The organism is Pseudomonas sp. PGPR40, assembly GCF_022014505.1.
Lineage (GTDB): Bacteria > Pseudomonadota > Gammaproteobacteria > Pseudomonadales > Pseudomonadaceae > Aquipseudomonas.
On the sequence record NZ_JAKLSP010000033.1, the window covers coordinates 57,338 to 84,195 of the forward strand.

The following is a 26,858-nucleotide window of genomic DNA, read 5'->3' on the forward strand; positions in this document are numbered from 1 at the left end:
TAATTCTCAATTGCCGATTATTCAAGATTGCCTCGCCAGGGGCAACCCAAGGTTGATCCCCCAAGACTAAAGCGCGGAACTGGCCGACGAATGACGACATCAATTTTACTAAGATTGCCCGCCTGCAAATCGCTACACTGCGCAGGTGGCGCGTGCCGGACGCATGTGCAGGTCAATAAACAGCTGGATGCGGGAGAAATGCGTGCTCAAGAAACTGGGAATCAAAGGCCGCGTGCTGTTGCTGACCCTGTTGCCGACCACCCTGATGGCGCTGGTTCTGGGCGGCTATTTCACCTGGATGCAGCAATCGGACCTGCAATCCCAACTCATGCAGCGCGGCGAAATGATTGCCGAACAGTTGGCGCCGCTGGTAGCCCCGGCGATGGGTCGCAAAGACGACGAGCTGCTGGAACGCATTGCCACCCAGTTCCTGGAACAAACCGACGTGCGCGCGGTGACTTTCCTCGCCCCCGACCGCTCACCGCTGGCCCACGCCGGCCCGACCATGCTCAATCAGGCCCCTTTGGGCAACGGTTCACAGCTGTTGCGCCGCAGTGGCAATGACGCCACGCGTTACCTGCTGCCGGTGTTCGGCAAGCACCGCAACCTGGCCGGTGCTCCGATCACCGATGAAGCCGACCGTCTGCTGGGTTGGGTCGAACTCGAGCTGTCCCACAATGGCATGTTGCTACGCGGTTACCGCAGCCTGTTCGCCAGCCTGCTGCTGATCGGCGGGGGGTTGGCCGGTGCTGCGCTATTGGCGTTGCGCATGGGACGGACTATCAACCGACCGTTGAGCCAGATCAAACAAGCCGTGGCGCAGCTTAAGGACGGTCATCTGGAAACTCGTCTGCCGCCTCTCGGCAGCCAGGAGCTGGATGAACTGGCGTCCGGCATCAACCGCATGGCCGGAACCCTGCAGAACGCTCAGGAAGAATTGCAAAACAGCGTCGACCAGGCCACCGAAGACGTGCGTCAGAACCTGGAAACCATCGAAATCCAGAACATCGAACTGGACCTGGCGCGCAAGGAAGCCCTGGAAGCGAGCCGGATCAAATCCGAGTTCCTGGCCAACATGAGCCATGAAATCCGCACACCGCTCAACGGCATTCTCGGCTTCACGCATCTGTTGCAAAAAAGCGAATTGACCCCGCGCCAGCTCGATTACCTGGGCACCATCGAAAAATCCGCCGACAGCTTGCTGGGGATCATCAACGAGATTCTCGACTTCTCGAAAATCGAGGCTGGCAAACTGGTGCTCGACCATATTCCGTTCAACCTGCGCGACCTGCTGCAAGATACTCTGAACATCCTCGCTCCAGCCGCTCACGCCAAAGAGCTTGAGCTGGTGAGCCTGGTTTATCGCGATACGCCACTGTCGCTGGTGGGCGATCCGCTGCGACTCAAGCAGATCCTTACCAACCTTGTGAGCAATGCGATCAAGTTCACCCGCGAAGGCACTATCGTTGCCCGGGCCATGCTCGAAGAAGAGCATGAAGACAGCGTGCAACTGCGCATCAGCATTCAGGACACCGGCATCGGTCTGTCGAATCAGGACGTGCGCGCCTTGTTCCAGGCTTTCAGCCAAGCCGATAACTCGCTGTCCCGGCAACCTGGCGGCACCGGCCTGGGGCTGGTAATTTCCAAACGCCTGATCGAACAAATGGGCGGCGAGATCGGCGTCGACAGCACACCGGGCGAAGGCTCGGAATTCTGGATCAGCCTGAGCCTGCCCAAAACCCGCGACGATGCCGAAGACTTGCCCGGCCCCCCGCTGCTCGGGCATCGGGTGGCGGTTCTGGAAAACCATGAGCTGGCCCGTCAGGCATTGCAGCATCAACTGGAAGACTGCGGCCTGGCCGTCACGCCGTTCAACACTCTGGAAAGCCTGGCCAATGGCGTGACCGGCGCCCATCAAACCGATCAGGCAATCGGCCTGGCAGTGCTCGGCATCACCAGCAACGACATGCCGCCGGAGCGCCTCAACCAACATATCTGGGACCTTGAACACCTGGGCTGCCGAGTGTTGGTGCTGTGCCCGACCACCGAGCTGACGTTGTTCCACCTCTCGGTGCCCAACCCCCACAGCCAGCTGCAGTCCAAACCGGCCTGCACTCGCAAACTGCGTCGGGCCTTGTCGGATCTGGTCAACCCGCGCCAGCAGCGCAGCGATCCCGGCGAGCCGGTCTCCAGCCGCGCGCCGAAAGTCCTTTGCGTTGACGACAACCCGGCCAACCTGCTGCTGGTGCAAACCCTGCTCGAAGACATGGGTGCCAAGGTGCTCGCAGTGGAAAGCGGTTACGCCGCGGTCAAGGCCGTGCAGAACGAGACCTTCGATCTGGTGCTGATGGACGTGCAGATGCCCGGCATGGATGGTCGCCAGAGCACCGAAGCCATTCGCCAGTGGGAAAGCGAACGACATTGCACGCCACTGCCGATCGTCGCCCTTACCGCCCACGCGATGGCCAACGAAAAACGTGCGTTGCTGCAAAGCGGCATGGACGACTACCTGACCAAACCCATCAGCGAACGGCAACTGGCGCAGGTGGTGTTGAAATGGAGCGGCCTGGCGTTGCGTAATCTGGGGCCGGAGCGTTCCAGCGAAAGCAACAACAGTCATGAGTTGCAGGTGCTCGATCACGAAGAAGGCCTGCGCCTGGCGGCCGGCAAGGCCGATCTGGCGGCGGACATGCTGGCAATGCTGCTGGCGTCCCTGGAGGCCGACCGCGAGGCCATCCGCGTCGCCCGTGAAGCCAATGACCAGAATGCCCTGATCGAGCGAGTCCATCGCCTGCATGGAGCGACCCGTTATTGTGGCGTCCCGCAACTGCGCGCCGCCTGCCAGCGCAGTGAAACCCTGCTCAAGCAACAGGACCCCAAAGCCTCTGGCGCGCTGGAAGAACTCGAACGCGCCATCAATCGCCTGGCGGCCCATGCGCGTATCAATGCCTGATGCAGCGCAATAACGCTGGGCGCCTTGAAGGCTAAGCTCATCGCATTCCGGCTTGAGACTTCCAGGAGGACAGCATGCGCACGATTCTTTTCAGCAGCCAGACCTACGACCGCGACAGTTTTTTGAGCGCAGACCTGCCCGCTGGCATCGAGTTGCACTTTCAGTCGACGCGACTGAGCCTCGACACGGCGGCGCTGGCGGAGCATCACGAAGTGGTCTGTGCCTTCATCAATGATGACCTCAGCGCTCCGGTACTCGAACGTCTGGCCGCGGGCGGCACACGTCTGATTGCCCTGCGCTCGGCCGGTTACAACCATGTCGATCTGGCGGTGGCGAAGCGTCTGGGGCTGGCGATTGTGCGGGTTCCGGCCTACTCGCCTCACGCTGTCGCCGAACACGCGGTGGCGCTGATCCTGGCGCTTAACCGCCGCCTGCACCGTGCCTACAACCGTACGCGCGAGGGGGATTTCAGCCTGCATGGGCTGACCGGTTTCGATCTGGTGGGCAAGACCGTCGGCGTCGTCGGCACCGGGCAGATCGGCGCGACCTTCGCGAAAATCATGAATGGCTTCGGCTGCCGGTTGCTGGCCTGTGATCCTTACCCGAACCCGCAGGTCGAAGCGCTCGGCGCGCGCTACCTCAGCTTGCCGCAACTGCTGGCCGAGTCGCAGATCATCAGCCTGCATTGCCCGCTCAACGAGCAGAGCAAACATTTGATCAACAGCGAGTCACTGGCGCACATGCAGCCCGGCGCCATGTTGATCAACACCGGGCGTGGCGGTCTGGTGGACACGCCGGCGCTGATCGATGCGCTGAAGGACGGCCAACTGGGCTATCTGGGGCTGGATGTTTATGAAGAGGAGGCGCAGCTGTTCTTCGAGGATCGCTCCGACCTGCCACTGCAGGACGATGTGCTGGCGCGCCTGCTGACCTTCCCGAATGTCATCATCACCGCGCACCAGGCCTTTCTCACCCGCGAAGCCCTGGGCGCGATTGCCACGACCACCCTGCAGAACATCGCGGCCTGGGCGACCGGTTCGCCACGCAATCAGGTCGAGGGCAGCTGAACCAGATCGAAGGTCACATGCCCGCTCCATGCTGCGTTGATGCCCGTGCTAGCATATCGCGCATATTTGGAGGACCCATGGTCGAACACGATTTCCGCTACAGCCTGATGAACCCGCAACACACCCTCACCGAATGCCGCGCCCTCGTGCCGGGGCGTTATCAAGTCACCGGCAACGGCGGCTCGATTCGTAATAACGACGTGCTGGTAGTGACCCTTAAAGGCAGCAAGGACTTGTCCATGCGCCTGACCGTCGAAACGGTTCGCCACCTGATCAACCCGCCGGGCCAATGGGTCGCGGTGGCCAGTGGTCCGGTGTTCGGCGAACTGGCGATCCACACCTGGAAGGTCAACTGCGACAGCTGCGCCAAAGAGTTGAGCTTTGAGTTCGCGGTCGACGCCAAACTGGGCAACAAGGCCGAAAAACCAGCTGCCACCGCACGTATTGCCGAGCTGGGCTGGGCCACCGTCGGTGACAAGCACCTGTGCAAGAAGTGCCAGGAGCCTGCGTGATGAAACGCCTTGCTCTGACCGCCATGGCTGGCGCCAGTCTGTTGGGCTGCGCCGCCGAACCGGTGCAATTGCAACAAAACCACAGCTACATTCTGGAGTGGATCGGCGAGCGTCCACTAATGGACTACAGCCATCTGACCATCACTCTTGATGAAGACGGTCGAGCGTATGGCAATGGCGGCTGCAACCACTGGTTCGCGCCATATGCGCTGGAAGGCGACAAGCTGAGCTTCGGCAAGATCGGCAGCACCCGCAAAATGTGTGCGCCGGCGTTGATGGAACAGGAAAAACGCTTCCTGCAGGCGCTGGAAAACGTGCAGCGCTGGGACGTTTCACCGATCGACCAGATGCGCTTCTGGCCGGCGCAAGGCAAGCCATTGCGTTGGTGGCTTGAAGAGGGTTAACCCTTCCAAGGACCACTGACTGATCGTTCCCACGCTCTGCGTGGGAATGCCGCCCGGGACGCTCCGCGTCCCTGTGACGCAGAGCGTCACTAGATGCATTCCCACGCAGAGCGTGGGAACGATCAGCCCGCTCCTACATGATCAATTCCTGGCCTGCAACGCCTCAAGCTTCGCCATCACTCCCGCCGCCGTCTGCTCGCCCATCAACTGTTCGCGCACCTTGCCCTTGTTATCGATGATGTAAGTCACCGGCAGCGCTTCACTGCGCGGCAATTCGAAAAGGTCGGCCGGGTCCTGGGCCAGCACGGTGAACTTGATTCCCAGTTTCTCGCTGGCGCTTTTCAGCTCTTCGCCCTGCACATTGTCGAAGTTGACCCCGAACACACCGATCTTCTTGCCTTTGAGCTGCTCGGCCAGCACGTTCAACTCCGGGATCTCGGTACGGCACGGGCCGCACCATTCAGCCCAGTAATTGAGCACCAGCCATTGTTTGTCCAGACGTTCGGCGGCGATTTTGTGACCGTTCTGGTCGACCCCATAGTCGTTGCCGCAGCCCCCCAGCAGTAACGCCCCCAAGATCGCCAATGCCGCTGCCAGTCGCCTTGTCATGTCTCGATCCTTGTCAAAAATAGAATGCACCTGCGACCCATCGCCTCCCAAGGTTCTGGATTACGCGCCGCACAGTTAGAATAGCCGCCACCTTACGCAAGATGCGACCCGCACATGACCGATCTGACGCTTTATCACAACCCGCGCTGCTCGAAATCCCGCGGTGCGCTCGAACTGCTCGAAGCCCGTGGCGTGGCCCCGACCGTGGTCCGCTACCTGGAAACTCCGCTCGACGCCGCGCAAATCCAGAGCCTGCTGAGCAAGCTCGGCATCGGCGCCCGGCAATTGCTGCGCACCGGCGAGGACGAATACAAAACCCTCAATCTGGCCGACAGCAGCCTGACTGAGGCGCAATTGATCGCTGCCATCGCCGCGCACCCGAAACTCATGGAGCGCCCGATTCTCGAAGTCGGCGACAAAGCCATCATTGGCCGTCCGCCGGAGAATGTGCTGGAGTTGCTGCCGTGAGTGCGCCGTACATTCTGGTGCTGTATTACAGCCGCAGCGGTTCGACCAATGAAATGGCCCGGCAGATTGCCCGTGGTGTCGAGCAGTCCGGTATGGAAGCGCGCCTGCGCACGGTGCCGGCGATCTCCACCGAATGCGAAGCCGTGTCGCCGGACATTCCCGATGAAGGCGCGCTGTATGCCAGCCTCGACGACTTGAAGAACTGCGCCGGCCTGGCCCTCGGCAGCCCGACCCGTTTCGGCAACATGGCCGCACCACTCAAGTACTTCCTCGATGGCACCAGCAATCTTTGGCTGACCGGCGCCCTGGTGGGCAAACCGGCCGGGGTCTTCACCTCGACCGCGAGCCTGCACGGCGGCCAGGAAACCACGCTGCTGTCGATGATGCTGCCGTTGCTGCACCACGGCATGCTGATCACCGGCCTGCCTTATAGCGAATCGGCGCTGCTGGAAACCCGTGGCGGCGGCACGCCGTACGGCGCCAGCCATCATGCCGGTGCCGATGGCAAAAGCGGTTTGAATGAACATGAAGTTGCACTGTGCCGGGCCTTGGGTCTGCGGTTGGCGAAGACTGCGCAAAAGTTGGTGAGCTGACATGGCCAAGAAGCCGAAGATTCTGCCTTCCATTGAATGGCTCGAACCGCGAGTACGGGCGATGCGCGTCATCAGCCTGCTGTGCTTTTTCGGCCTGGTGGGACTGCTTTGCGCCTACTACCTGATATTCGCCGACCTGCATGGCGCGCGGCCGTGGGTGATTCTGCTGATCGAACTGGTGCCGCTGCTGTTGCTGGCGCCGGGGATGATCGTCGGCAGCGCCCGTGGGCATTCGTGGATGTGCTTTGTGGTGAACCTGTATTTCATGAAGGGCGCATTGGCCGCGTATGACCCGAACCGGCAGCTGTTCGGTTTGTTGGAGATGGGCGCGAGCCTGGCGGTGTTCTGCTCGGCAATGTTGTATGTGCGATGGCGGTATCAGTTGAATCGCAAGTTGGCGGGTGAAGGCAGGACCAGCGTCGCCTGACAGGACGCCTTCGCGAGCAAGCCCGCTCCCACATTGGATCTTCAGTGGTCACATAATTTGTGAACACTCAAAAATCCTGTGGGAGCGGGCTTGCTCGCGAAGGGATCGACTCGGTCTCAATGATTCACTGTGTACGCCAGCATCATCGAAATCTGGCTCATCGGCCGCCCACCGCTCTCTTCGTGCCACTGGTTGAACGCATTCTGCACCGTGGCCATGTCCCGCAAACTGGTCGGCACCTTGTCGACAATCTTCTGCGCACTGAGCGCCGCCACCACGTCATAGCTCGGCACAAAGGTGTCCTTGCCGACCATCCGCAAGAATCGCGGGGCCGATAACCCGCCCAATTGATGCCCGTGTTTTTTCAGGTAGGTCCACAAACCGACGATATCGGTCACCGGCCATTCGGCGATCAAGGCGCCGAAGCTGCCCTTCTCATGGGCGACGTCCAGTATGAACTGCGCATTGCGCGGCACGCTCTTGAGCTTGCCCAGGTGGCGGATGATCCGCGCGTCCTGCATCAAGCGCTCCAGATGCTCGGCGCTCATCAGCACGACTTTTTCCGGGTTGAACTTGAAGAACACCTCTTCGAACGCCGGCCACTTGGCGTCCACCAGGCTGTGCTTGAGCCCGGCACGGAACACCCGCAACGCCATGGTCGAGAGATAGCGGTCGTCAGTGATGTCGCGTAATTGCGCCGGGGTCTTGGGAACGGGCAGATGGGCTTCCAGTTCAGCCGCCGAACCGAATCGGTTCAAGCAGTACTCGTTCAGCCACTTGTAATCGCGCATGCCCTCTCCTGAGGTTAACGAAAAACCTGTGGGAGCGGGCTTGCTCGCGAATGCGGTGTGTCATTCAACATGGATGTCGGATGGCACACCGCATTCGCGAGCAAGCCCGCTCCCACATTTTGTTTAGAGATTGACCACGTTGACGAAGCGCGAAGCCGCGCTCTCATCGATGCGCAGGTTGGTGAAGTCGAACAGGTTACGGTCGGCCAGTTGCGACGGGATCACGTTCTGCAAGCTGCGGAAAATGCTTTCGGTGCGGCCAGGGGTCTTGCGTTCCCAGTCCTGCAGCATCTCTTTAACCACTTGGCGTTGCAGGTTTTCCTGGGAGCCGCAGAGGTTGCACGGGATGATCGGGAACTGCTTGAAGTCCGAGTAAGCCTGAATGTCTTTTTCGTTGCAGTAGGCCAGCGGGCGGATCACTACGTTGCGACCGTCGTCAGCGCGCAACTTCGGCGGCATGGCCTTGAGCGAGCCGTTGAAGAACATGTTCAGGAAGAACGTCTCGACGATGTCGTCGCGGTGGTGACCAAGGGCCATTTTGGTCGCACCGATTTCGTCGGCAAAGGTGTAGAGCGTGCCGCGACGCAGGCGCGAGCATAGCGAGCAGGTGGTCTTGCCTTCCGGGATCAGCTCCTTGACCACCGAATAGGTGTCTTTCTCGACGATGTGGTACTCGATGCCCAGTTCTTTGAGATAAGCCGGCAGCACGTGCTCGGGAAAGCCTGGCTGCTTCTGGTCCATGTTCACGGCCACGATCTCGAACTTGATCGGGGCGACCTTCTGCAAATGCATCAGCACGTCGAGCATGGTGTAACTGTCCTTGCCACCGGACAGGCAGACCATGACTTTGTCGCCGTCTTCAATCATGTTGAAATCGGCGACAGCCTCACCGGCCTGACGGCGAAGGCGCTTTTGCAGTTTGTTCTGGTTGACCGTAAGAGTGCCCATGACGCGAAATCCGTGAGGTGTGACGAAAGGCCGGCATTTTACGCAAAAACCCTTTCGGGGCGAAGCCTGCGCTTTATATGACTTGAGCATACCCCCGCCGCGGTTTGCCTGACACAACAGGGTGGCTGTCTTTGGGCCGCTTCGCGCCCCAGCGGGAGCAAGCTCCCTCGCCACAGAGGTCATTCGGCACAGACCCGCCGGCGATTAACAAGAGTGTTTACAGCGCGATTTGCTCTAAAGCCCTCGCACTATTGCCGGTAACTCCTTTCTATACTGCGGCATAAGGTCGCACGCATTTCAGACCTGTACTTACCTGGCCACTTTGGCCCGTAAGCGCTCCGCTGGGGGGCGATGGCAACAACAAGAGGAGTGACTGGCATGATCCATCACGTAGTGGGGCTCTTCACCCACCCTGACCAGGAATGGAAAGAAATCCGTGGCGACCAGGAGGAAAGCATCAGCCACATGTACCTCACGCACACCCTGATTCTGGCGGCGATCCCTGCCGTGTCGGCGTTTATCGGCACCACGCAGGTCGGCTGGGTCATTGGTAATCGAGCGCCGGTCATGCTGACCATGGAAAGTGCGCTATGGATGACCGTCATGTCGTACCTGGCGATGCTCGGCGGTGTCGCGGTGATGGGGGCATTCATTCACTGGATGGCCCGCACCTATGACGCCAACCCGAGTCTGGCACGTTGTGTCGCGTTCGCCACGTACACCGCGACTCCGCTGTTCATCGGCGGTCTGGCGGCGCTGTACCCGCATATGTGGCTGGGAATGATCGTCGGCACCGCGGCCATCTGCTACACGGTGTACCTGCTATATGTGGGCCTGCCAACGTTCATGAACATTCCGTCGGACGAGGGATTCCTGTTTTCAAGCTCGGTGCTCGCCGTTGGATTGGTGGTGCTGGTGGCGATCATGGCATTCACGGTAATTGTCTGGGGACTCGGCGTGGGGCCGGTCTATACCAATTAGCAACACACACCAAAAACAAGATCTGCCAACACAGGCCGCCGCAAGGCGGCCTTCTACTCTAAGAAAGAGCAGGAGCGACGACCATTCGGCACCTGAGCGATTCGCAAGCCCCCGGGGTTGCGGCATACTCGACATCCTTGGAGATCCATCAAGCATGCCCGAGCAACTCATTACCCGCGTCGAAGACTGTTTCCAACAAGCCGAATCCTTTTTCAAACGATCTTTCAAACGCCCCGTGGTGAGCCTCAAGCTGCGCGGGCAAAAAGCCGGTGTCGCGCATCTGCACGAGAACCTGCTGCGCTTCAATCCGCAGCTGTACCGGGAAAACACCGAAGACTTCCTCAAGCAGACCGTGGCCCATGAAGTCGCGCACCTGATCGCCCATCAACTGTTCGGCGACCGCATCCAGCCCCATGGCGAAGAATGGCAACTGATCATGCGCGGTGTTTACGAACTGCCGCCCAACCGCTGCCACACCTACGACGTCAAACGCCGTAGCGTGACCCGCTACATCTACAAATGCCCGTGCCCCGACAGCGATTTCCCGTTTTCGGCGCAGCGTCATGGTTTGGTGAGGCAGGGGCGGCGGTATTTGTGTCGGCGCTGTCGCAGCACGTTGGTGTTTAGTGGTGAGATGCGGGTCGAATAGCGGGATTATGATCGTTCCCACGCTCCGCGTGGGAATGCATCCCGTGACGCTCTGCGTCACAGTGGACGCGGAGCGTCCATGGCGGCATTCCCACGCGGAGCGTGGGAACGATCAACTCACTACTTTCGCCATACGCAATGCCTCGATCCGCTCAACACTAAACCCCAACTCCCCCAACACCTGATCGGTATGCTCACCCAAGCCCGCCCCGATATGCCGCGGCTCAGGCAACCCATCCGAAAATTTCAACGGGCAAGCCATCTGCGCCTGAGTCGTCCCATCGCTCCTCGGAACCTCAGTCACCAATTCCCGTGCTTTCAACTGCGGATGCCGCACCGCTTCGTCCAGGCTCAACACCGGTTCGACGCACGCATCGACCCCGGCAAACAGCTCACACAATGTGGCAAAGTCGTATTTTTCGAATTCAACTTTCAGCGCCTCCTTGAGCACCTGTTGCCGGGCCGGTTCGGGTGATAACCCCTGAACCGCCAGTTCCGGCCGACCCAGGGCCGCGCAGAGTTGCTGCATGAACGCTGGCTCCAGGCTGCCCACCGACAACCAGCGCCCATCGCGCGAACGGTAGTAGTCGTAGAAGCTGCCACCATTGAGCATCTGCTCTTCCCTGCCCGGCTCCACGCCACAGGCCAGGTACCCGGCACCGGCCATGGCATTCAGGCTGAAGGCGCAATCGGTCATGCTCACATCCAGATGCTGCCCCTGCCCTGTCTGCTGCCGCGCGATCACCGCCGCCAGCAGGCCGATCACCCCGTGCAGCGAGCCACCGGCGATATCCGCCACCTGCATGCCCAACGGCAACGGGCCGCTGTCGGCGCGGCCGGTGTAGCTCGAAAGCCCCGCCAACGCCAGGTAGTTGATGTCGTGCCCGGCGCGATCCTTGTAGGGGCCGGTCTGGCCATAACCGGTGATCGACACATAAATCAGCTTCGGGTTGATCGCCTTCAAGGCTTCATAGTCCAAACCGAGCCGGTCCATCACACCGGGACGAAACTGCTCCAGCACAATGTCGTAATCCTGCAGCAATCGCTTGATCACCTCCAGCGCCTCGGGCTGCTTGAGGTCCAACGCCAGGCTGCGCTTGTTGCGATTGAGGTACGCGTGGCTGGCCGACACGCCTTGATCGTGCGGCGGCAATACTCGCAGCAGGTCCATGCGGGTCGGCGATTCGATGCGCAACACCTCGGCGCCCATGTCTGCCAGCAGCAACGAGGCGAACGGCCCCGGCAACAGTGTCGAGAAATCCAGAACCTTGAGTGATGCCAATGGACCGAGCATGAGGTGATCTCCAGTGCGATCCCCCAAGCCTAGGCAGCCGAAGACATTGCAGCAATCACCTTATGTGCCAGTGGCGGTGACCGTTGCGCTCAAATTGCGGGCATGAAAAAACCCGCCGAAGCGGGTTTTTTCATGCAGCCAGAGTGCTTACTTGACGCTGGCCGGGGCTGGGCCTTCAGCCACGCCCAGGTCGTCTACTTCACGCTCGTCGGAGATACCGCGACCGCCGGAAGCCAGCTCGACTTGCAGCTGGTCTTCGTCCAGCTCTTTCACCCATTTGGCGACCACGATAGTGGCCACGGCGTTACCCACAAGGTTGGTCAGCGCACGGGCTTCGGACATGAAACGGTCGATACCGAGGATCAGCGCCAGACCGGCCACCGGCAGAGTACCCACGGCCGACAGGGTGGCCGCCAGCACGATGAAGCCACTACCCGTCACACCCGCCGCACCTTTGGAGGACAACAGCAGCACCAGCAGCAAGGTGATCTGGTGAGTCAGGTCCATCGGGGTATCAGTCGCCTGAGCGATGAACACAGCCGCCATGGTCAGGTAGATCGAAGTACCGTCGAGGTTGAACGAGTAGCCAGTCGGGATCACCAGACCCACAACCGATTTCTGTGCACCCAGGCGTTCCATCTTGATCAGCATGCGTGGCAGCGCGGATTCCGAAGAGGAAGTGCCCAGCACGATCAGCAGTTCTTCACGGATGTAGCGAATCAGTTTGATAACGCTGAAACCGTGCGCGCGGCAGATGGCGCCCAGTACCAGAACCACAAACAGGATGCAGGTGATGTAGAAGCAGATCATCAGCTGACCGAGTTGCACCAGCGAACCGACACCGTAGGCACCGATGGTGAAGGCCATCGCACCGAACGCGCCGACTGGAGCGAGCTTCATGATCATGTTGATGATGTTGAACATCACGTGAGCAAAGCGATCGATGAAGTCCAGCACCGGTTTGCCGTAGGCACCCAGGCGATGCAGGGCGAAACCGAAGATCACCGAGAACATCAGTACTTGCAGGATGTCGCCGTTGGCGAAGGCGCCGACGATGGTGTTCGGGATCACGTTGAGGACAAAGGCAATGATGCTCTGATCTTTACCGGCCGAGATGAAGCCAGCGATTTTGCTGGTGTCCAGAGTCGTCACGTCGATGTGCATGCCGGCGCCCGGTTGCACAACGTTGACCACGACCAGACCGATCAGCAAGGCAATGGTGGAGACGATTTCGAAGTACAGCAGCGCATAGCCGCCTGTCTTGCCCACCGATTTCATGTTCTGCATGCCGGCGATGCCGCTGACGACGGTACAGAAGATGATCGGTGCGATGACCATTTTGATCAGTTTGATGAACCCGTCACCCAGCGGCTTGAGGGCTACACCGGTCTGCGGGTAGAAGTGACCGAGCAAAATGCCGATAGCGATGGCAACGATCACCTGGAAGTACAGGGATTTATACAGTGGCTGACGAGTCGTCATTGCAAAGTTCCTCAAGAGTGCTCCAGTAACAACATCCAACTGTTGTCCCTGACACCTCATTTGCGAACCCTCCTGCACTGGAGGGATTTGTTTTGTCGAGCTGCGCGATGGCAGACATCTGCAGCTTGTATCGCAAGCCCCGTGCCACCTTCGAAAAAAAACCGGCGAGCCTTTTGTCATCAAGGGTTACAGGTTTTTTTGGGTCATCAATCGGCTACAGGGATGTGGCGGATTTCCGCCCAGCAGCCAAACCACGTCCTACAAATTGGCGGATATCCGCCTTGTTCATCGTCAGCCGGCACCGCTACCATCCATTGCTCAGTGGACGGACCTGCCCCTATGCGTGAACGCACCATCGCCAGCCATTTCGCCCGCGCCGCCCTCGGTGGCGCGCGTCGGCGTGGCTACGACTATTCAAGTCTTTTGCAGCAACTGGGGATCAGCCCCGAGTTACTTGAGGAGCCGCGTGCCCGAATCGCGCCCGAGCAATTCGCTCGATTGATTCAGGGGCTATGGCTGGCGCTGGACGACGAATACCTGGGCTTTGGGCAGGCGCCGAGCAAACCCGGCAGCTTCGCGATGATGTGCCACGCGGTGATCCACTGCCGCACGCTGGAGAAAGCGCTCAATCGCGGTTTATTGTTTTACAGCCTGTTCCCCGGCGCGCCGCGTCTGACACTGAGCCGCGAAGGCGACATGGTTCGCCTGGGCCTGGACGATTCGCCGCTGTGGGACCCGGACCATTTCCTCAGCGAAAGCCTGTTGGTGATCTGGCATCGGTTCGGCAGTTGGCTGATCGGTCAGCGCATTCGTCTGGAGCAAGCCACGTTCAGCTACCCGAGGCCCGAACACGGGGCCGAATACGATTTGCTGTTTTCCTGTCCGCTGAGCTTTTCCACCGTAAAGAGCACGACGGCGCAAAGCAGTCTGGTGTTTCACAGTCGCTACCTGAACATGCCGCTGTTGCAGGACGAACGAACCCTCAAGCACTTTCTCGAGCGCTCCCCCGCCGACCTGCTATCGCGTCCCGACGAGGGCGACAGCCTGAGCAGCCAGCTGCGGCGCTTGCTCAGCCGCGACAGTGCGCGCTGGCCGGACCTCGAAGCCGTGGCCGCGCACCTGCACATCAGCCCGCAAACCTTGCGTCGGCATTTGCGCGAAGAAGGCACGAGTTTTCAGGAATTGAAGGATCAGTTGCGGCGGGATATTGCGATTTATCACCTGGGGCGCGCGGATCTGTCGTTGCAACAGATTGCCGAGCAGCTGGGGTTTTCCGAGCCGTCGGCGTTTCACCGGGCGTTCAAGAAATGGACCGGGTTGACGCCTGGGGCCTATCGCGCGCAAGAGCTTTAAGATGATCGTTCCCACGCTCTGCGTGGGAACGCAGCCCGGGACGCTCCGCGTCCCACCCTCTAAAGCCGAACGCGGAGCGTCCGTTGAGGCATTCCCACGCAGAGCGTGGGAACGATCAGTGTGTCTATTAGCCTTGTGGATCGAGGTTATCCAGCACCCGATTCACCGCCAGCTCGCCGAGCATGACCACCGATTGAATCCCCAACATCATGTTGCGATGTGGCATGTCCATCAATCCGGCGAACTCACTGAGCATCATGCTCGCCGAGGCCAGGGATGCGCAGGCGTTGACCAGCAGGGTTTCGTTATCGACCTCGGCACCGACATGGTAAATGGTGCTGGGTTTGCGCGGGGTGTTTTTGGGGATGGATGGTTTGAGGTAGTAATCGAGGGCGCGGTCGGCGGCTTCGTTGAGTTTTTTGGAATCGAGGGATTCGTAGGGGGAAACGTCGTCGGTTTCCGGTGGGTTGGGCGTGATCTTGAACATGGTGAAGCTCCTTATACCTGATGGAGCCACCAAAACCCGTCGCTAAACAAGTAAGGGTGGCGGCTGTACGCAGGTTAGCGAACCGAGAGGTATAAGACCCGGCAGACCCGAGGGTCTCCCGCGCACAGCCGCCATATCGAAACTGCAGACGTTCGCCTGCAGCAAGACTGAAGTGTTGCGCTTATACCTAGTCGGGTCGCTAAACCCGATCGCTGATTGGCAGCGATGCGGAAACGATAAAGATCAGGGCCAAAGCGCACAAGCCGGCGGATTCTGGCGTAGTCGTAGGCAGCGGCGCAAGGATGTGTAGCCTGGGAGAGTATCTGGAAGTGTCATTTAAACAGCGTTTGTTTAGCGGTCTGACACCGAGCCTTGTGCTGTCTGTACCGGCCTCTTCGCGAGCAAGCCCGCTCCCACAGGTATGTTGATCGTTCCCACGCTTTGCGTGGGAATGCAGCCCGGGACGCTCCGCGTCCCTTTCCAGAACTGGAACGCGGAGCGTCCCTTGAGGCATTCCCACGCAGAGCGTGGGAATGATCGGTGACAGGGATCAAACCACCGAAAAATGAATCCGGAACGCCGCCCCGCCCATTGGCGAATCCCCCAGCGTCAGCTTGGCGCTGTAGCTTTCGATGATGTCCTTGACCACCGCCAACCCAATCCCCTGCCCCGGATGCTGGCGATCCAGGCGCTCGCCTCGCTGCAGAATCCGCGCACGCTGATCCGGTGGCACGCCCGGCCCGTCATCTTCGACGCAGAGTTCAATGCCACTGAGGGTCTCGCGCACGCTGATGCGCACTTCGCTCAGGCACAGGCGATAGGCGTTTTCCAGCAGGTTGCCCAGCATTTCCAGCAAGGCGCCCTGCTCGATCGGCACATAGCACTGCTCCGGCAGGTCGAAGGCGACCCGCACGCGTTTGTCGCGGTAGACCTTGTCCAGTGTGTCGCAAAGGCTTTGCAGCACCGGTCGCAGGCGCACCTGATGGCGCACCAGACCGCTTTTGCGCAGGCTGGCGCGTTGCAGCTGATAGCCGATCTGCTGGCTCATGCGTTCGATCTGGGTTTGCAGCACCCAGGCCTGATCGCGCTCTTGCGGCTTTTGCGCCATGTCTTCGCTGACCCCTTGCAACACCGCCAACGGAGTTTTCAAGCTGTGGGCCAGGTCGTCGAGGGAGTCGCGATAACGGCTGCGCTGCTCACGCTCGCTGTGCAACAAGCGGTTGAGCGAGCCAGTCAGCCGCAGCAATTCTCGCGGGTGTTGTTCGCTGAGGCTTTCTCGGGTGCCGCTTTCGATCTGGTCCAGCTCCTGACTCAGCCGGCGCAACGCCTGCAAGCCCCAAGTCAGGCCGATCCACAGCAGGGCGAGCAACACCAGCAAGGCTGCGCCGAAACCCATATAGAGGTTTTCCCGCAGGCCTTCGAGGGTGATTTCGTATTCGCGCACCGGTTGCAGCGCAACGATGCTGAACGCCGCACTTTTGCCACCCAGCAGTTTGACCTCGACGTCATAGACGAAGAACTCCTGGCCATTGTCTTCGCTGATCCGCGCGAACTCGTTACCGCGTCCGTCGTAACGTGGTTTGTAATTGATGTGCTCTTCCTGGGTGGCCTTCGAACGCCAGACCAGGTGACCTTCGCGGTCGTAGATATAGCCAAGCAATCGGCTGTCGGTGAGGTTGAAGCGCTCATCGGGCAACTGCGCCGGCATCTGCAGGCTGTTGTTTTCGACCCGCGCGGCGGAGATCAGCGTGGTGACGTCCGACGCCAGGCGCTGCTCGATGGAATCCTGCAATGCCAGGCTGAACGCACCCTGCATCGCTGGCAGCAATGCCAACATGAACAACACCGCCAGGATTGTGGCGGCGAGCATCAATCGGACACGAAGGGAACGAATCAAGTGCAGCGCTCGTTAAACAGGTAGCCGAGGCCACGCACGGTATCAATCGGCTTGAAGCCGGCCGGGCCTTCGAGTTTGCGGCGCAAGCGGCCGACCAGTACTTCGATCACGTTCGGATCGCGCTCGCCGTCATCCGGGTAGAGTTGTTCCATCAAGCGGTCCTTGGCCACCACTTGCTGGTGATGGCGCATCAGGTACTCGAGGATTCGGTATTCGTAAGCAGTCAGCGCCAGCGGTTGTTCATCGAGGGACGCCTGTCTGCGGTTGAGGTCCAGCAGCAACGGGCCGGCGACGATGGTCGATTGGGTGAAACCGCTGGAGCGGCGCAGCAAGGCATTGAGCCGGGCGTCCAGCTCTTCGAACTGGAACGGCTTGACCACGTAGTCGTCGGCACCGGCGGCGAGGCCTTCGACCTTGTCCTGCCAGTTGCCGCGCGCGGTGAGGATCAGGATCGGAAAGGTCTTGCCCTGGGAACGCAGCTGACGAATCAGGTCGAGCCCGCCCATGCCTGGCAGACCGAGGTCGATCACCGCCAGGTCATGGTTGAACTGCTCGGCCTGGTACAACGCATCGATGGCGTTGGCCACGGACTCGACCACATGGCCACTATCCGTCAGGCGGGTTTGCAGGTGATGGCGCAACAGCGCTTCATCTTCGACGACCAGCAATTTCATAACGCTCTCCTGGGCAAATCAACATCTCCAAAGACATAACGCGTCCAAAGGCACGCAAACCTCGATGGCTGACAGGGCGACGCCAGTCAATCAAGCCGCGGAACCTGTGGGAGCGGCGGTGCGGCGATCCGACTTGCTCGCGAAGACGGTGGCACAGTCAACATTGATGTCGCCTGACACACCGCTTTCGCGAGCAAGCCCGCTCCCACAGGGATTGCGTTTAACTGACTGGGGCATACCCTCGGGCGAAACGCTTTTTAGAAAGCGTAATTGGCGGACAGATAGGTCTGGGCGCTGCTGGTCAAGTCCAGCGAACCCTGTTTGCTGCCGCCGCGCTCGCTCATCTCGGTGCTGGCGTTGCTGCGCAGGTAACGGTAACCCAGCTCGACCGAGGTGTTCTGCGAAACTTGCTGCAATACACCGACCTGGCCGCCAATGGCGTAACCGATGTCGCTGTCGCGGCTGAAGCCTGGGGATTCCTGGGTCATTTTGGTCAAACCGGCCGTGGCACCGCCGAACAGTTTGGTGCTGCCACCCACCGGGTAAAACAGATCGTAGCTGCCCAGCAGGTTTTCCTGACGCAGTTTAATGCCATTGTGCGAGCCCGACACGTTGTCATAAGTGGCGTAGTAGCGGCCCTTGCTGTCTTGCTGACCCAGACGCACGCCCCAGGTGTTGTCCTTGCCGATCACACCGTCGGCGTTAGGGTGGTTGAGGTTGTCGTTCAGGGCGCTGGATTTTTTAACCTTGTCGCTGGTCTGGCCAAAGCTCAGGCCGGCGAAATTGGTGGTATCGGCGTGGGCCGCCACACTGGCGCCCATCACAGTGAAAGCCAGAAGCAGTTTTTTAAAAGTAGTCATTGGGGAGTTTCCTCATGCGCTGTGTGCTTTTTGGGTATGGGGCAAGATTACTCACCCCTCCCTGTACTGCCCCTGAACGCACTCTGAACCTGAGCTGAATCAAATCGACTACGCTGTTTGGACGTTTATTAATAAGGAGATTGATCATGCGCGTGTTTCTCGCCCTCGCATTCCTGGCTTTGAGCGGGGTCAGCCAGGCCGCCATCCAGACCCAGGAAATTCCCTACCAGAGTGCCGACGGCACCAAGCTGATCGGCTATTACGCCTACGACGACGCCATCAAAGGCCCGCGCCCAGGCGTGGTGGTGGTGCATGAGTGGTGGGGGCTCAACGACTACGCCAAGCGCCGCGCCCGTGATCTGGCCGGTCTGGGCTACAGCGCGCTGGCGATCGACATGTTCGGCGACGGCAAGAACACCGAACACGCCAAGGACGCCATGGCCTTCATGCAGGCAGCATTGAAGGACAGCGCAGCCGCCAACGCGCGGTTTCAGGCCGGGCTCGACCTGCTGAAGAAACAACCACAGACCAATCCGGACAAACTGGCGGCCATCGGTTATTGCTTCGGCGGCAAGGTGGTGCTGGATGCAGCGCGTCAAGGCGTGCCGCTGGCAGGCGTGGTGAGTTTCCACGGTGCGCTGGTGACCAATACACCGGCGACGCCTGGCAGTGTGAAGTCGAAAATCCTGGTGGAGCATGGTGCTCTGGACAGCATGGTCACCGCGGATAACGTGGCGGCGTTCAAGACGGAAATGGACAAGGCCGGCGCCGACTACACGTTTGTCACCCTCGAAGGCGCCAAGCATGGCTTCAGCAATCCCGAGGCGGATCGTCTGAGCCATGGCGACCACGGCGGGCCGGACATTGGTTACAGCAAGGCTGCGGATGAGAAGTCGTGGGCGGATATGCAGGCGTTTTTCAAGAAGATATTTAGCTGACGCAGTGATCGTTCCCACGGTCCCCGTGGGAATGCAGCCCGGGACGCTCCGCGTCCCTTCGACGGTGTGACGCAGAGCGTCACTGGATGCATTCCCACGCAGAGCGTGGGAACGATCACCTAGGGACTACCCAGCCTCAAGGCAACCCGGCAAAATGCCCGTCATGAATCCCGTCCTCGCCCTACCCGCCTGCTGCACCCCACTCGACGCCCATTGGCCGCTGCCGTTTGCGCTGCCTGATACGGTCCTGCTGGGTACCCACTTCGATACCACGCAACTGGCCAGCGATGATTTCCAGCGCAGCGTCATCGAGCCGCCTGCGAGCATCCAGCGCTCGGTAGCCAAGCGCCAGGCCGAGTTTCTCGCCGGGCGAATCTGCGCTCGGGCGGCGTTGCAACAACTGGAAGGGCTGAGTTTCATTCCGGCCATCGGCGAAGACCGCGCACCGGTGTGGCCAGCGCATATCACCGGCTCGATCACTCACAGCACCGGCCGGGCCGCGGCGATTGTCGCGAACAAGGCCCACTGGCGCGGTCTGGGGATGGACCTGGAAAACCTGCTCGACGCTGCACGGGCCGAACGCCTGGCCGGGGAAATTCTCACCGGGCCTGAGTTGCAGCGCATGGCTGCCGGGGCTGGCGATCAATTGGCAATGCTGGTGACACTGACGTTTTCGGTGAAGGAAAGCCTGTTCAAGGCGCTCTACCCGATCGTGCAGAAGCGCTTCTATTTCGAACACGCCGAAGTGCTGGAGTGGAGCGTGGGTGGTGAAGTGCGGTTGCGGTTGCTGACCGACCTGTCCAGTGAATGGCGTAGCGGCATTGAGCTGGATGCGCAATTTGCAGTGATGGATGGGCAGTTGTTGAGTCTGGTCAGCATCAAGGCCTGAGGAATTGTAGCGCCTGTCAGGGCCTCTTCGCGAGCAAGCCCGCTCCCACATTGGGTCTGTGTTGTTCACACATTGTGTGTCCACTGGAGATCCAATGTGGGAGCGGGCTTGCTCGCGAAAGCGGTGGATCATTCACCGCAGATCTCAACGCCGCTCCTGATTCCTCGGCCAGCTCAAACTGAAACACGCCCCGCCCAGGCTTTTGCTCTTGCTGATCAACGCTCGCCCGTCGTGCCAATGGATGATGCGCCGCACGATCGACAACCCCAACCCGTGCCCGCCCGACGCGCGGGTGCGGCTATCATCGAGGCGCAGGAACGGGGTAAAGATTTTCTCCCACGCAGTTTCCGGTACGCCCGGCCCGTCATCCTCGACATCCACCCGACAGCGCTGCTGCCCCACCTGATAACTGACGGTCACCCGGGAATGGGCGTGGCGCATGGCGTTGCTCACCAGGTTTTGCAACGCCCGGTGCAAGTAACGTGGTTCGGCCTCGACCCAGGCGCCGTCGCAATCGGCGGCCGACAGGCACAAGCCGCGCTGCACCGTGACCTCGGCGCGCAGTGGCGCCAGTTCTTCAATCACCTGATTGACCAACGCATCCAGATCGATGCGTTGAAAATTCAGTGCCGGTGAGCCCTGTTCCAGACGGGCATAGGTGAGCATCTCGTCGACCAGCCGATCAAGGTCCTCAATGTCGTGGTCCATCCCTTCGCGGTACTTCTCCAGCGCCTCAGGCGTGGTGGCCGAACCGATCATCTCCAGACCAAAACGCAAACGCGCGACCGGTGTGCGCAGTTCATGAGACACGGCACGCACCAGTTCTCGCTGAATCGCCAACAACTGCTGCAAGTGCTCGGCCATGCCGTTGAACGCCGAGGCCAGGCGCCCTACCGAGTCCGCGCCGCGTGCCGGCACGCGGGTTTCCAGGCTGCCCTGGGCGATCCGTGTGGCGGCCGCTTCCAGCCCGCGCAAACGACGTTCAAGTTGACGCACCAACAGATAGACAATCAAACCGATCAGGCTCAGGCCAAGGGCCGCGATCAGCACCAGCCACTCGGGCGGGTAAGGATTCATTTGATACAACGGGCCGATTTCCAGCACCCACGGCGTACCGACCATGCCGGCAAACACCCGGATCGAATCACCGCCCTTGCCCAACGCCATCACCGTGTCGCCTTCGGACACGCGGCGACTCTGGTCTTCGTCCATGTCAGCCTGATCGACCGTGACCAATTGCAGATCGAAGCCGAAACCCTTCTCCTCCTTTAATTGCGCCAGCCGTTTGGGCTGCTCGGCCACCGGGTAGCGCACCAGTTCATCGGCCAACAGATAAATGGTCGCCCGCGCCAGTTGCTCGCTGATCTGCTGGACTTCCCCGGTGAGCACCAATTGTTCCTTGTCGTTGACCAAGCGGTAAACCTTCGCCGCGTGCGGGCCGGTCTGCTCCACCAAGGCCTGGCCGCGCAGCACGCGGGTGCGCTGGGTGAGGTCGAGGTCGGTCTGGGAGAATGTCTTTAGCGCCAACGGAATGCCGAGCAAGCGCTCCCACACCAGCAAGGCTCGATGGCGTTCGGTTTCATTCATCGGTCGCAAGTTGTCGGCCATCAGCGAAAACGTGCCGTGGGCCAGACGCTCACGGTACTGCTCGCTGCGCACCTGATTGAGCAGGTGCAAGGCCAGCACGCCGAGCACGGCCACCAGAATCAGCGCCGCGCACATGCCGCCATAAATGCGCAGGAAGATCGAGTTCACAGCGTGCAGGCTTCCGGCACGAACAAATACCCTTTGCTGCGGATGGTTTTGATCAGCCGCGGATGTTCCGGGTCATCGCCGATCTTGGGGCGGATGCGCGAAATGCGCACGTCGATGGAACGGTCCTGGCCGTCATAACCGATACCGCGCAGCGCGGTGAAAATTTCTTCGCGAGACAGAATGCGCCCGGCGTTGGCCACCAGCAGCCAGAGCAGATCGAACTCGGCACTGGTCAACTCGATGCCTTTGTCATGCAACCAGGCCTCGCGCAACGCGTTGTCCACCACCAACGGGCCGAACTGCAGGCGCCGTTGTTTTTCCGGGGCTGCTTCAGGCGCTTCGCTACGCCGCAACAAGGCCTGGATGCGCGCCAGCAGCAGACGTGGGCGAACCGGTTTGCACACGTAGTCATCGGCGCCAAGGTCGAGGCCGAGGATTTGATCGGTGTCATCGGTGCGCGCGGTGAGCATCAGGATCGGGCCGTCATACTTGTCGCGAACCTTGCGGCAAATGCTTAAGCCATCTTCGCCCGGGAGCATCAGGTCGAGGATCACCAGGTCCGGTTTCTCCTTGATGATGCGTGCCGCGGCGACGGCGCCGTTGCCTTCGATCGACACGCGCAGGCCATTGGCTTCCAGGTAATCGCGGGTCAGTTCGGCCAGACGCTGGTCGTCCTCGACAATCAATACCTGCCAGGCTTCTTGCTCCACGATGACCTCTGCTGCCAACACCACTGATAAGGAAGGATCCGCCCATCTTTTTGTAATGATTGGGGAGGATAAGAATGCATCTGCACTGGCCGATTGTATAAACGTCGCACGCCTGGAACACAAGCCGGTAAATACGTTCGGACAAGCCGGTTTTTTGTGATAGGGTTCGCGCCCTTAAAAATCCGGCCGGGCGTTTTCGATCTTTGAAAATCGATGAAAAAAGGTCCGATCCCGTAGCGTCGCGGCCTACACGCTCGTTCCACCTTTCACACACAATTTACGCACAGGTTTATCCACAGGTAGTACGTTGCAACACCCCCAAAAACGCACTATCTTGTAGCCCGCGCGAAAAAAAACCCTACATATAGGGTTTTTCGCCAAAAAAACCAAACACGAATCAGACAAGAAACTCAAGTATTTTCTTGCCTCTAACTGGTTGAACCAAACGTATTTTCGAAAGACCAAACCGCACTGCGGATGGCGACCGTTTTTCAAACCTGAATGGCGAAAACGGTACGGGTGTTGCAGTCCAGAACTGTCACCCAACAGGAACTCCGGTTTCAAGCCCAGCGCGTGAAACCAAAGACTTCGGCATGGAAGCGGCATCAATAGCCTTCTTCCTACTGTCCCGAAGTTGTTATGCCCGGCGCTCGCCGGTTGTAGTGCTTCAGGACGGAACGGTGGGCACCGTGATGGTGCCCAAACAAACATAGAGAACGTGGAGACACCCATGCAAACCGACACAACTCGCGAGAACCCGCAGGGCACCTTGCCGCAGGCCGCCGATTCGAATTCGGATCTGGCCGCCACCGCGCCTGGCCAGCTGCGCGTGATCAAGCGTAACGGGACTGTCGTTCCTTACACCGATGACAAAATCACCGTCGCCATCACCAAAGCGTTTCTTGCAGTTGAAGGCGGCACCGCTGCCGCTTCGTCGCGAATCCACGACACCGTTGCCCGCCTGACCGAACAGGTCACCGCGACCTTCAAGCGTCGCATGCCATCGGGCGGCACCATCCACATCGAAGAAATCCAGGACCAGGTCGAACTGGCCCTGATGCGTGCCGGCGAGCAAAAAGTCGCGCGCGATTACGTGATCTATCGTGATGGCCGTTCCAAGGAACGCGCTGCGCACAAACCGGCCGAAGAAGCCGTCAACGCTCACCCGTCGATCCGCATCACCCGCGCTGACGGCAGCCTGGCGCCGCTGGACATGGGTCGTCTGAACACCATCGTCACCGAAGCGTGCGAAGGCCTGGAAGAAGTCGACGGCGACCTGATCCAGCGCGAAACCCTGAAGAACCTGTACGACGGCGTGGCCCTGACCGACGTCAACACCGCTCTGGTAATGACCGCCCGTACGCTGGTCGAGCGTGAGCCGAACTACTCGTTCGTGACCGCCCGCCTGCTGATGGATACCCTGCGTGCCGAAGGCCTGAACTTCCTGGGTGTCGCCGAGAGCGCGACCCACCACGAAATGGTCGACCTGTACGCCAAGGCACTGCCGGCGTACATCGCCAAAGGTATCGAATTCGAACTGCTGAACCCGATTCTGGCGTCCTTCGACCTGGAAAAACTCGGCAAGGCGATCAACCACGAGCGCGATCAGCAGTTCACCTACCTGGGCCTGCAAACCCTGTACGACCGTTACTTCATCCACAAGGATGGCGTGCGCTTCGAACTGCCGCAGATTTTCTTCATGCGCGTGGCCATGGGCCTGGCAATCGAAGAGAAGAACAAAGAAGACCGTGCGATCGAGTTCTACAACCTGCTGTCGTCCTTCGACTACATGTCCTCGACCCCGACCCTGTTCAACGCCGGTACCCTGCGTCCACAGCTGTCGAGCTGCTACCTGACCACCGTGCCGGATGACCTGTCGGGCATCTACCACGCGATCCACGACAACGCCATGTTGTCGAAATTCGCCGGTGGCCTGGGCAACGACTGGACTCCGGTTCGTGCGCTGGGTTCGTACATCAAGGGCACCAACGGCAAATCCCAGGGCGTTGTACCGTTCCTGAAAGTAGTGAACGACACCGCCGTCGCCGTTAACCAGGGTGGCAAGCGCAAAGGCGCTGTCTGTGCCTACCTGGAAACCTGGCACATGGACATCGAAGAGTTCATCGAACTCCGTAAGAACACCGGTGATGACCGCCGTCGTACCCACGACATGAACACCGCCAACTGGATCCCTGACCTGTTCATGAAGCGCGTCTTCGATGACGGCCCGTGGACCCTGTTCTCGCCATCCGAAGTTCCGGATCTGCACGACCTGACCGGCAAGGCCTTCGAAGAGCGTTACGAGTACTACGAAGCCCTGTCCCAGTACCCAGGCAAGATCAAGCTGTTCAAGACCATTCAGGCCAAAGACCTGTGGCGCAAAATGCTGTCCATGCTGTTTGAAACCGGCCACCCATGGCTGACCTTCAAAGACCCGTGCAACCTGCGCAGCCCGCAGCAGCACGTGGGCGTGGTTCACAGCTCGAACCTGTGCACCGAGATCACCTTGAACACCAACAAGGACGAGATCGCCGTTTGCAACCTGGGCTCGATCAACCTGCCGAACCACATCGTCGACGGCAAGCTGGACACCGCCAAGCTGCAACGCACCGTGAACACCGCCGTGCGCATGCTCGATAACGTGATCGACATCAACTACTACTCGGTGCCACAAGCGAAGAACTCCAACTTCAAGCACCGTCCGGTGGGTCTGGGCATCATGGGCTTCCAGGACGCTTTGTACCTGCAGCACATCCCTTACGGTTCCGACGCTGCCGTCGAGTTCGCCGACAAGTCCATGGAAGCGGTCAGCTACTACGCGATCCAGGCTTCCTGCGACCTGGCCGACGAGCGCGGCGCTTACGAGACGTTCCAGGGTTCGCTGTGGTCCAAAGGCATCCTGCCACTGGATTCGCAACAGATCCTGATCGAGCAACGTGGCCAGCAGTACATCGACGTTGACCTGAACGAAACCCTGGACTGGGCACCGGTTCGCGCCCGTGTGCAGAAAGGCATTCGTAACTCCAACATCATGGCCATCGCACCGACCGCAACCATCGCCAACATCACCGGCGTGTCGCAGTCGATCGAACCGACTTACCAGAACCTCTATGTGAAATCGAACCTGTCGGGCGAATTCACCGTGATCAACCCGTACCTGGTTCGCGACCTCAAGGCTCGCGGTCTGTGGGACTCGGTCATGATCAACGACCTGAAGTACTACGACGGTTCGGTGCAGCAGATCGAGCGCATCCCGCAAGAACTCAAAGAGCTCTACGCAACTGCGTTCGAAGTGGACACCAAGTGGATCGTTGACGCGGCAAGCCGTCGTCAGAAGTGGATCGACCAGGCTCAATCGCTGAACCTGTACATCGCCGGCGCTTCGGGCAAGAAGCTGGACGTGACCTACCGCATGGCCTGGTACCGTGGTCTGAAAACCACCTACTACCTCCGTGCCCTGGCCGCGACCAGCACCGAGAAGTCGACCATCAACACCGGTAAGCTGAACGCTGTTTCCAGCGGTGGCAACCACGGTGACGACTCGGTCCTGGCCGCTCCAGCCGGTCCGGCGCCAGTGCCGAAGGCTTGCGCGATTGACGAGCCGGATTGCGAAGCTTGCCAATAAGCTGAGCCGGTGAGCGCTGAAAGGTGCTTACCTCGATAACCCCCGATCAGTCCTCTGGATGGGTCGGGGGTTTTCTTTTGCCTTGAGGAAAGTGGTGGCCGGTCTGACGCCTTCGCGGGTAAGTCGGATCGCCGCACCGCTCGCTCCTACAGGATCGCGTTGATTATTTGGGCGACATATACCCTGTACGCCTTTGGCTTGTCGGGGGGTTCTTTTGTCTGGAGGAAAGTGGTGGCCGGGCTGACGCCTTCGCGGGCAAGCCTCGCTCCTACGGGATCGCGTTGATCATATGGGCGACATACATCCTGTAGGAGCGAGGCTTGCCCGCGAAGAGGCCCGTCGTCACAACGCAATATCCGGAACTCGGCATCGAGTAGGAGGCGGATTTACATCCGCCGTCCTCTCACACCACCGTACGTACGGTTCCGTATACGGCGGTTCAGGCTATGCGGCTAAGCCGGTTTATCGTATCCAGTATTGAGATCAACCCTAG

24 protein-coding genes are annotated in these 26,858 nt (G+C 60.0%); 13 read left to right on the forward strand and 11 right to left on the reverse strand.

Going from position 1 to position 26,858, the window contains the following annotated elements; all coding sequences use genetic code 11:
• The first annotated feature begins 202 nt into the window (after positions 1-202).
• The 4 genes from MEB48_RS24480 (at position 203) to MEB48_RS24495 (ending at position 4,936) form a co-directional block, all read left to right on the forward strand.
• The gene (locus MEB48_RS24480) at positions 203-2,953 is read left to right on the forward strand and encodes a response regulator (protein ID WP_237886400.1); all 2,751 of its coding nucleotides are present in this window, start codon (positions 203-205) and stop codon (positions 2,951-2,953) included.
• Between the two features lie 74 nt (positions 2,954-3,027).
• Positions 3,028-4,020, forward strand: a complete 993-nt coding sequence (locus MEB48_RS24485) for a 2-hydroxyacid dehydrogenase (RefSeq protein ID WP_237886401.1) — start codon at positions 3,028-3,030, stop codon at positions 4,018-4,020.
• A 77-nt stretch (positions 4,021-4,097) separates the two neighbouring features.
• Positions 4,098-4,532: a hypothetical protein gene (locus MEB48_RS24490; RefSeq protein ID WP_218394128.1), complete on the forward strand. Its 435-nt coding sequence runs from the start codon at positions 4,098-4,100 to the stop codon at positions 4,530-4,532.
• Positions 4,532-4,936: an META domain-containing protein gene (locus MEB48_RS24495; protein WP_237886402.1), complete on the forward strand. Its 405-nt coding sequence runs from the start codon at positions 4,532-4,534 to the stop codon at positions 4,934-4,936. Before MEB48_RS24490 ends, MEB48_RS24495 begins: the two co-directional genes overlap by 1 nt.
• A 141-nt stretch (positions 4,937-5,077) precedes the next feature.
• Here the strand turns inward: MEB48_RS24495 and MEB48_RS24500 are convergent, their stop codons facing one another.
• A complete protein-coding gene (locus MEB48_RS24500) occupies positions 5,078-5,545 on the reverse strand; it encodes a TlpA family protein disulfide reductase (RefSeq protein WP_237886403.1) in 468 nt (155 codons plus the stop codon).
• Positions 5,546-5,659: 114 nt separating this feature from the next.
• Between MEB48_RS24500 and arsC the strand changes: the two genes are divergently transcribed.
• From arsC to MEB48_RS24515, 3 genes are read left to right on the forward strand one after another with little or no spacing between them, the layout of a single operon-like run.
• Entirely contained in the window at positions 5,660-6,013 is a 354-nt protein-coding gene (gene arsC / locus MEB48_RS24505; protein ID WP_237886404.1) for an arsenate reductase (glutaredoxin), read from the forward strand.
• Positions 6,010-6,606: an NAD(P)H:quinone oxidoreductase gene (wrbA, locus tag MEB48_RS24510; protein WP_008011647.1), complete on the forward strand. Its 597-nt coding sequence runs from the start codon at positions 6,010-6,012 to the stop codon at positions 6,604-6,606. Before arsC ends, wrbA begins: the two co-directional genes overlap by 4 nt.
• Before the next feature lies 1 nt (position 6,607).
• Positions 6,608-7,033, forward strand: a complete 426-nt coding sequence (locus MEB48_RS24515) for a DUF2069 domain-containing protein (protein WP_237886405.1) — start codon at positions 6,608-6,610, stop codon at positions 7,031-7,033.
• Between the two features lie 116 nt (positions 7,034-7,149).
• Here MEB48_RS24515 and MEB48_RS24520 read toward each other — a convergent pair whose 3' ends face one another.
• Both MEB48_RS24520 and ttcA read right to left on the reverse strand, forming a co-directional pair.
• Complete coding sequence (locus MEB48_RS24520) at positions 7,150-7,824, reverse strand: DNA-3-methyladenine glycosylase I (RefSeq protein ID WP_237886406.1); 675 nt, start codon at positions 7,822-7,824, stop codon at positions 7,150-7,152.
• Between the two features lie 123 nt (positions 7,825-7,947).
• Positions 7,948-8,772 (reverse strand): tRNA 2-thiocytidine(32) synthetase TtcA, encoded by an 825-nt coding sequence (ttcA, locus tag MEB48_RS24525; RefSeq protein ID WP_237886407.1) that lies wholly within the window; start codon positions 8,770-8,772, stop codon positions 7,948-7,950.
• Between the two features lie 378 nt (positions 8,773-9,150).
• Between ttcA and MEB48_RS24530 the strand changes: the two genes are divergently transcribed.
• Together MEB48_RS24530 and MEB48_RS24535 are read left to right on the forward strand one after the other, a co-directional pair.
• A complete protein-coding gene (locus tag MEB48_RS24530; RefSeq protein WP_237886408.1) occupies positions 9,151-9,753 on the forward strand; it encodes a Yip1 family protein in 603 nt (200 codons plus the stop codon).
• 154 nt (positions 9,754-9,907) lie between these two features.
• Positions 9,908-10,402: a SprT family zinc-dependent metalloprotease gene (locus tag MEB48_RS24535; RefSeq protein WP_237886409.1), complete on the forward strand. Its 495-nt coding sequence runs from the start codon at positions 9,908-9,910 to the stop codon at positions 10,400-10,402.
• A gap of 111 nt (positions 10,403-10,513) precedes the next feature.
• Here MEB48_RS24535 and MEB48_RS24540 read toward each other — a convergent pair whose 3' ends face one another.
• On the reverse strand, positions 10,514-11,695 hold the full coding sequence (locus tag MEB48_RS24540) for a CaiB/BaiF CoA transferase family protein (protein ID WP_237886410.1): 1,182 nt from the start codon (positions 11,693-11,695) through the stop codon (positions 10,514-10,516).
• A gap of 147 nt (positions 11,696-11,842) precedes the next feature.
• Positions 11,843-13,177 carry a dicarboxylate/amino acid:cation symporter gene (locus tag MEB48_RS24545; RefSeq protein ID WP_237886411.1) on the reverse strand — a complete coding sequence of 445 codons (1,335 nt, stop codon included), beginning with the start codon at positions 13,175-13,177 and terminating at the stop codon, positions 11,843-11,845.
• A 339-nt stretch (positions 13,178-13,516) separates the two neighbouring features.
• Here MEB48_RS24545 and MEB48_RS24550 point away from each other — a divergent pair, with 339 nt between their 5' ends.
• Positions 13,517-14,530, forward strand: coding sequence for an AraC family transcriptional regulator (locus MEB48_RS24550; RefSeq protein ID WP_237886412.1), 1,014 nt, complete (start codon positions 13,517-13,519; stop codon positions 14,528-14,530).
• 127 nt (positions 14,531-14,657) lie between these two features.
• On the opposite strand, the gene MEB48_RS24555 is transcribed toward MEB48_RS24550, so the two are convergent.
• The 4 genes from MEB48_RS24555 to MEB48_RS24570 form a co-directional block, all read right to left on the reverse strand.
• Complete coding sequence (locus MEB48_RS24555) at positions 14,658-15,017, reverse strand: DUF6124 family protein (protein ID WP_237886413.1); 360 nt, start codon at positions 15,015-15,017, stop codon at positions 14,658-14,660.
• A gap of 550 nt (positions 15,018-15,567) precedes the next feature.
• Complete coding sequence (locus tag MEB48_RS24560; protein WP_237886414.1) at positions 15,568-16,914, reverse strand: ATP-binding protein; 1,347 nt, start codon at positions 16,912-16,914, stop codon at positions 15,568-15,570.
• A complete protein-coding gene (locus tag MEB48_RS24565) occupies positions 16,911-17,588 on the reverse strand; it encodes a response regulator transcription factor (RefSeq protein ID WP_237886415.1) in 678 nt (225 codons plus the stop codon). Before MEB48_RS24565 ends, MEB48_RS24560 begins: the two co-directional genes overlap by 4 nt.
• A 257-nt stretch (positions 17,589-17,845) precedes the next feature.
• On the reverse strand, positions 17,846-18,448 hold the full coding sequence (locus MEB48_RS24570) for a porin family protein (RefSeq protein WP_237886416.1): 603 nt from the start codon (positions 18,446-18,448) through the stop codon (positions 17,846-17,848).
• A gap of 146 nt (positions 18,449-18,594) precedes the next feature.
• Here MEB48_RS24570 and MEB48_RS24575 point away from each other — a divergent pair, with 146 nt between their 5' ends.
• Positions 18,595-19,386, forward strand: coding sequence for a dienelactone hydrolase family protein (locus tag MEB48_RS24575; protein ID WP_237886417.1), 792 nt, complete (start codon positions 18,595-18,597; stop codon positions 19,384-19,386).
• 163 nt (positions 19,387-19,549) lie between these two features.
• Positions 19,550-20,275 (forward strand): 4'-phosphopantetheinyl transferase family protein, encoded by a 726-nt coding sequence (locus tag MEB48_RS24580; RefSeq protein ID WP_237886418.1) that lies wholly within the window; start codon positions 19,550-19,552, stop codon positions 20,273-20,275.
• Positions 20,276-20,419: 144 nt separating this feature from the next.
• Here the strand turns inward: MEB48_RS24580 and MEB48_RS24585 are convergent, their stop codons facing one another.
• Together MEB48_RS24585 and MEB48_RS24590 are read right to left on the reverse strand one after the other, a co-directional pair.
• Positions 20,420-22,030, reverse strand: a complete 1,611-nt coding sequence (locus MEB48_RS24585) for an ATP-binding protein (protein WP_237886419.1) — start codon at positions 22,028-22,030, stop codon at positions 20,420-20,422.
• The gene (locus tag MEB48_RS24590; RefSeq protein WP_237886420.1) at positions 22,027-22,740 is read right to left on the reverse strand and encodes a response regulator; all 714 of its coding nucleotides are present in this window, start codon (positions 22,738-22,740) and stop codon (positions 22,027-22,029) included. Before MEB48_RS24590 ends, MEB48_RS24585 begins: the two co-directional genes overlap by 4 nt.
• A gap of 730 nt (positions 22,741-23,470) precedes the next feature.
• Here MEB48_RS24590 and MEB48_RS24595 point away from each other — a divergent pair.
• Positions 23,471-26,365 (forward strand): ribonucleoside-diphosphate reductase subunit alpha, encoded by a 2,895-nt coding sequence (locus MEB48_RS24595; RefSeq protein WP_237886421.1) that lies wholly within the window; start codon positions 23,471-23,473, stop codon positions 26,363-26,365.
• Positions 26,366-26,858: the final 493 nt, after the last annotated feature.

Excerpts from the sequence above, each read along its gene's own strand:
- MEB48_RS24535 (WP_237886409.1), top strand. The coding sequence starts at position 9,908 with ATGCCCGAGCAACTCATTACCCGCGTCGAAGACTGTTTCCAACAAGCC.
- MEB48_RS24515 (WP_237886405.1), top strand. The coding sequence starts at position 6,608 with ATGGCCAAGAAGCCGAAGATTCTGCCTTCCATTGAATGGCTCGAACCG.
- MEB48_RS24555 (WP_237886413.1), bottom strand. The coding sequence starts at position 15,017 with ATGTTCAAGATCACGCCCAACCCACCGGAAACCGACGACGTTTCCCCC.
- MEB48_RS24545 (WP_237886411.1), bottom strand. The coding sequence starts at position 13,177 with ATGACGACTCGTCAGCCACTGTATAAATCCCTGTACTTCCAGGTGATC.
- MEB48_RS24485 (WP_237886401.1), top strand. The coding sequence starts at position 3,028 with ATGCGCACGATTCTTTTCAGCAGCCAGACCTACGACCGCGACAGTTTT.
- MEB48_RS24550 (WP_237886412.1), top strand. The coding sequence starts at position 13,517 with ATGCGTGAACGCACCATCGCCAGCCATTTCGCCCGCGCCGCCCTCGGT.
- MEB48_RS24540 (WP_237886410.1), bottom strand. The coding sequence starts at position 11,695 with ATGCTCGGTCCATTGGCATCACTCAAGGTTCTGGATTTCTCGACACTG.
- MEB48_RS24520 (WP_237886406.1), bottom strand. The coding sequence starts at position 7,824 with ATGCGCGATTACAAGTGGCTGAACGAGTACTGCTTGAACCGATTCGGT.
- MEB48_RS24575 (WP_237886417.1), top strand. The coding sequence starts at position 18,595 with ATGCGCGTGTTTCTCGCCCTCGCATTCCTGGCTTTGAGCGGGGTCAGC.
- MEB48_RS24570 (WP_237886416.1), bottom strand. The coding sequence starts at position 18,448 with ATGACTACTTTTAAAAAACTGCTTCTGGCTTTCACTGTGATGGGCGCC.
- MEB48_RS24490 (WP_218394128.1), top strand. The coding sequence starts at position 4,098 with ATGGTCGAACACGATTTCCGCTACAGCCTGATGAACCCGCAACACACC.
- MEB48_RS24580 (WP_237886418.1), top strand. The coding sequence starts at position 19,550 with ATGAATCCCGTCCTCGCCCTACCCGCCTGCTGCACCCCACTCGACGCC.
- MEB48_RS24595 (WP_237886421.1), top strand. The coding sequence starts at position 23,471 with ATGCAAACCGACACAACTCGCGAGAACCCGCAGGGCACCTTGCCGCAG.
- ttcA (WP_237886407.1), bottom strand. The coding sequence starts at position 8,772 with ATGGGCACTCTTACGGTCAACCAGAACAAACTGCAAAAGCGCCTTCGC.
- MEB48_RS24500 (WP_237886403.1), bottom strand. The coding sequence starts at position 5,545 with ATGACAAGGCGACTGGCAGCGGCATTGGCGATCTTGGGGGCGTTACTG.
- MEB48_RS24530 (WP_237886408.1), top strand. The coding sequence starts at position 9,151 with ATGATCCATCACGTAGTGGGGCTCTTCACCCACCCTGACCAGGAATGG.
- arsC (WP_237886404.1), top strand. The coding sequence starts at position 5,660 with ATGACCGATCTGACGCTTTATCACAACCCGCGCTGCTCGAAATCCCGC.
- MEB48_RS24495 (WP_237886402.1), top strand. The coding sequence starts at position 4,532 with ATGAAACGCCTTGCTCTGACCGCCATGGCTGGCGCCAGTCTGTTGGGC.
- MEB48_RS24565 (WP_237886415.1), bottom strand. The coding sequence starts at position 17,588 with ATGAAATTGCTGGTCGTCGAAGATGAAGCGCTGTTGCGCCATCACCTG.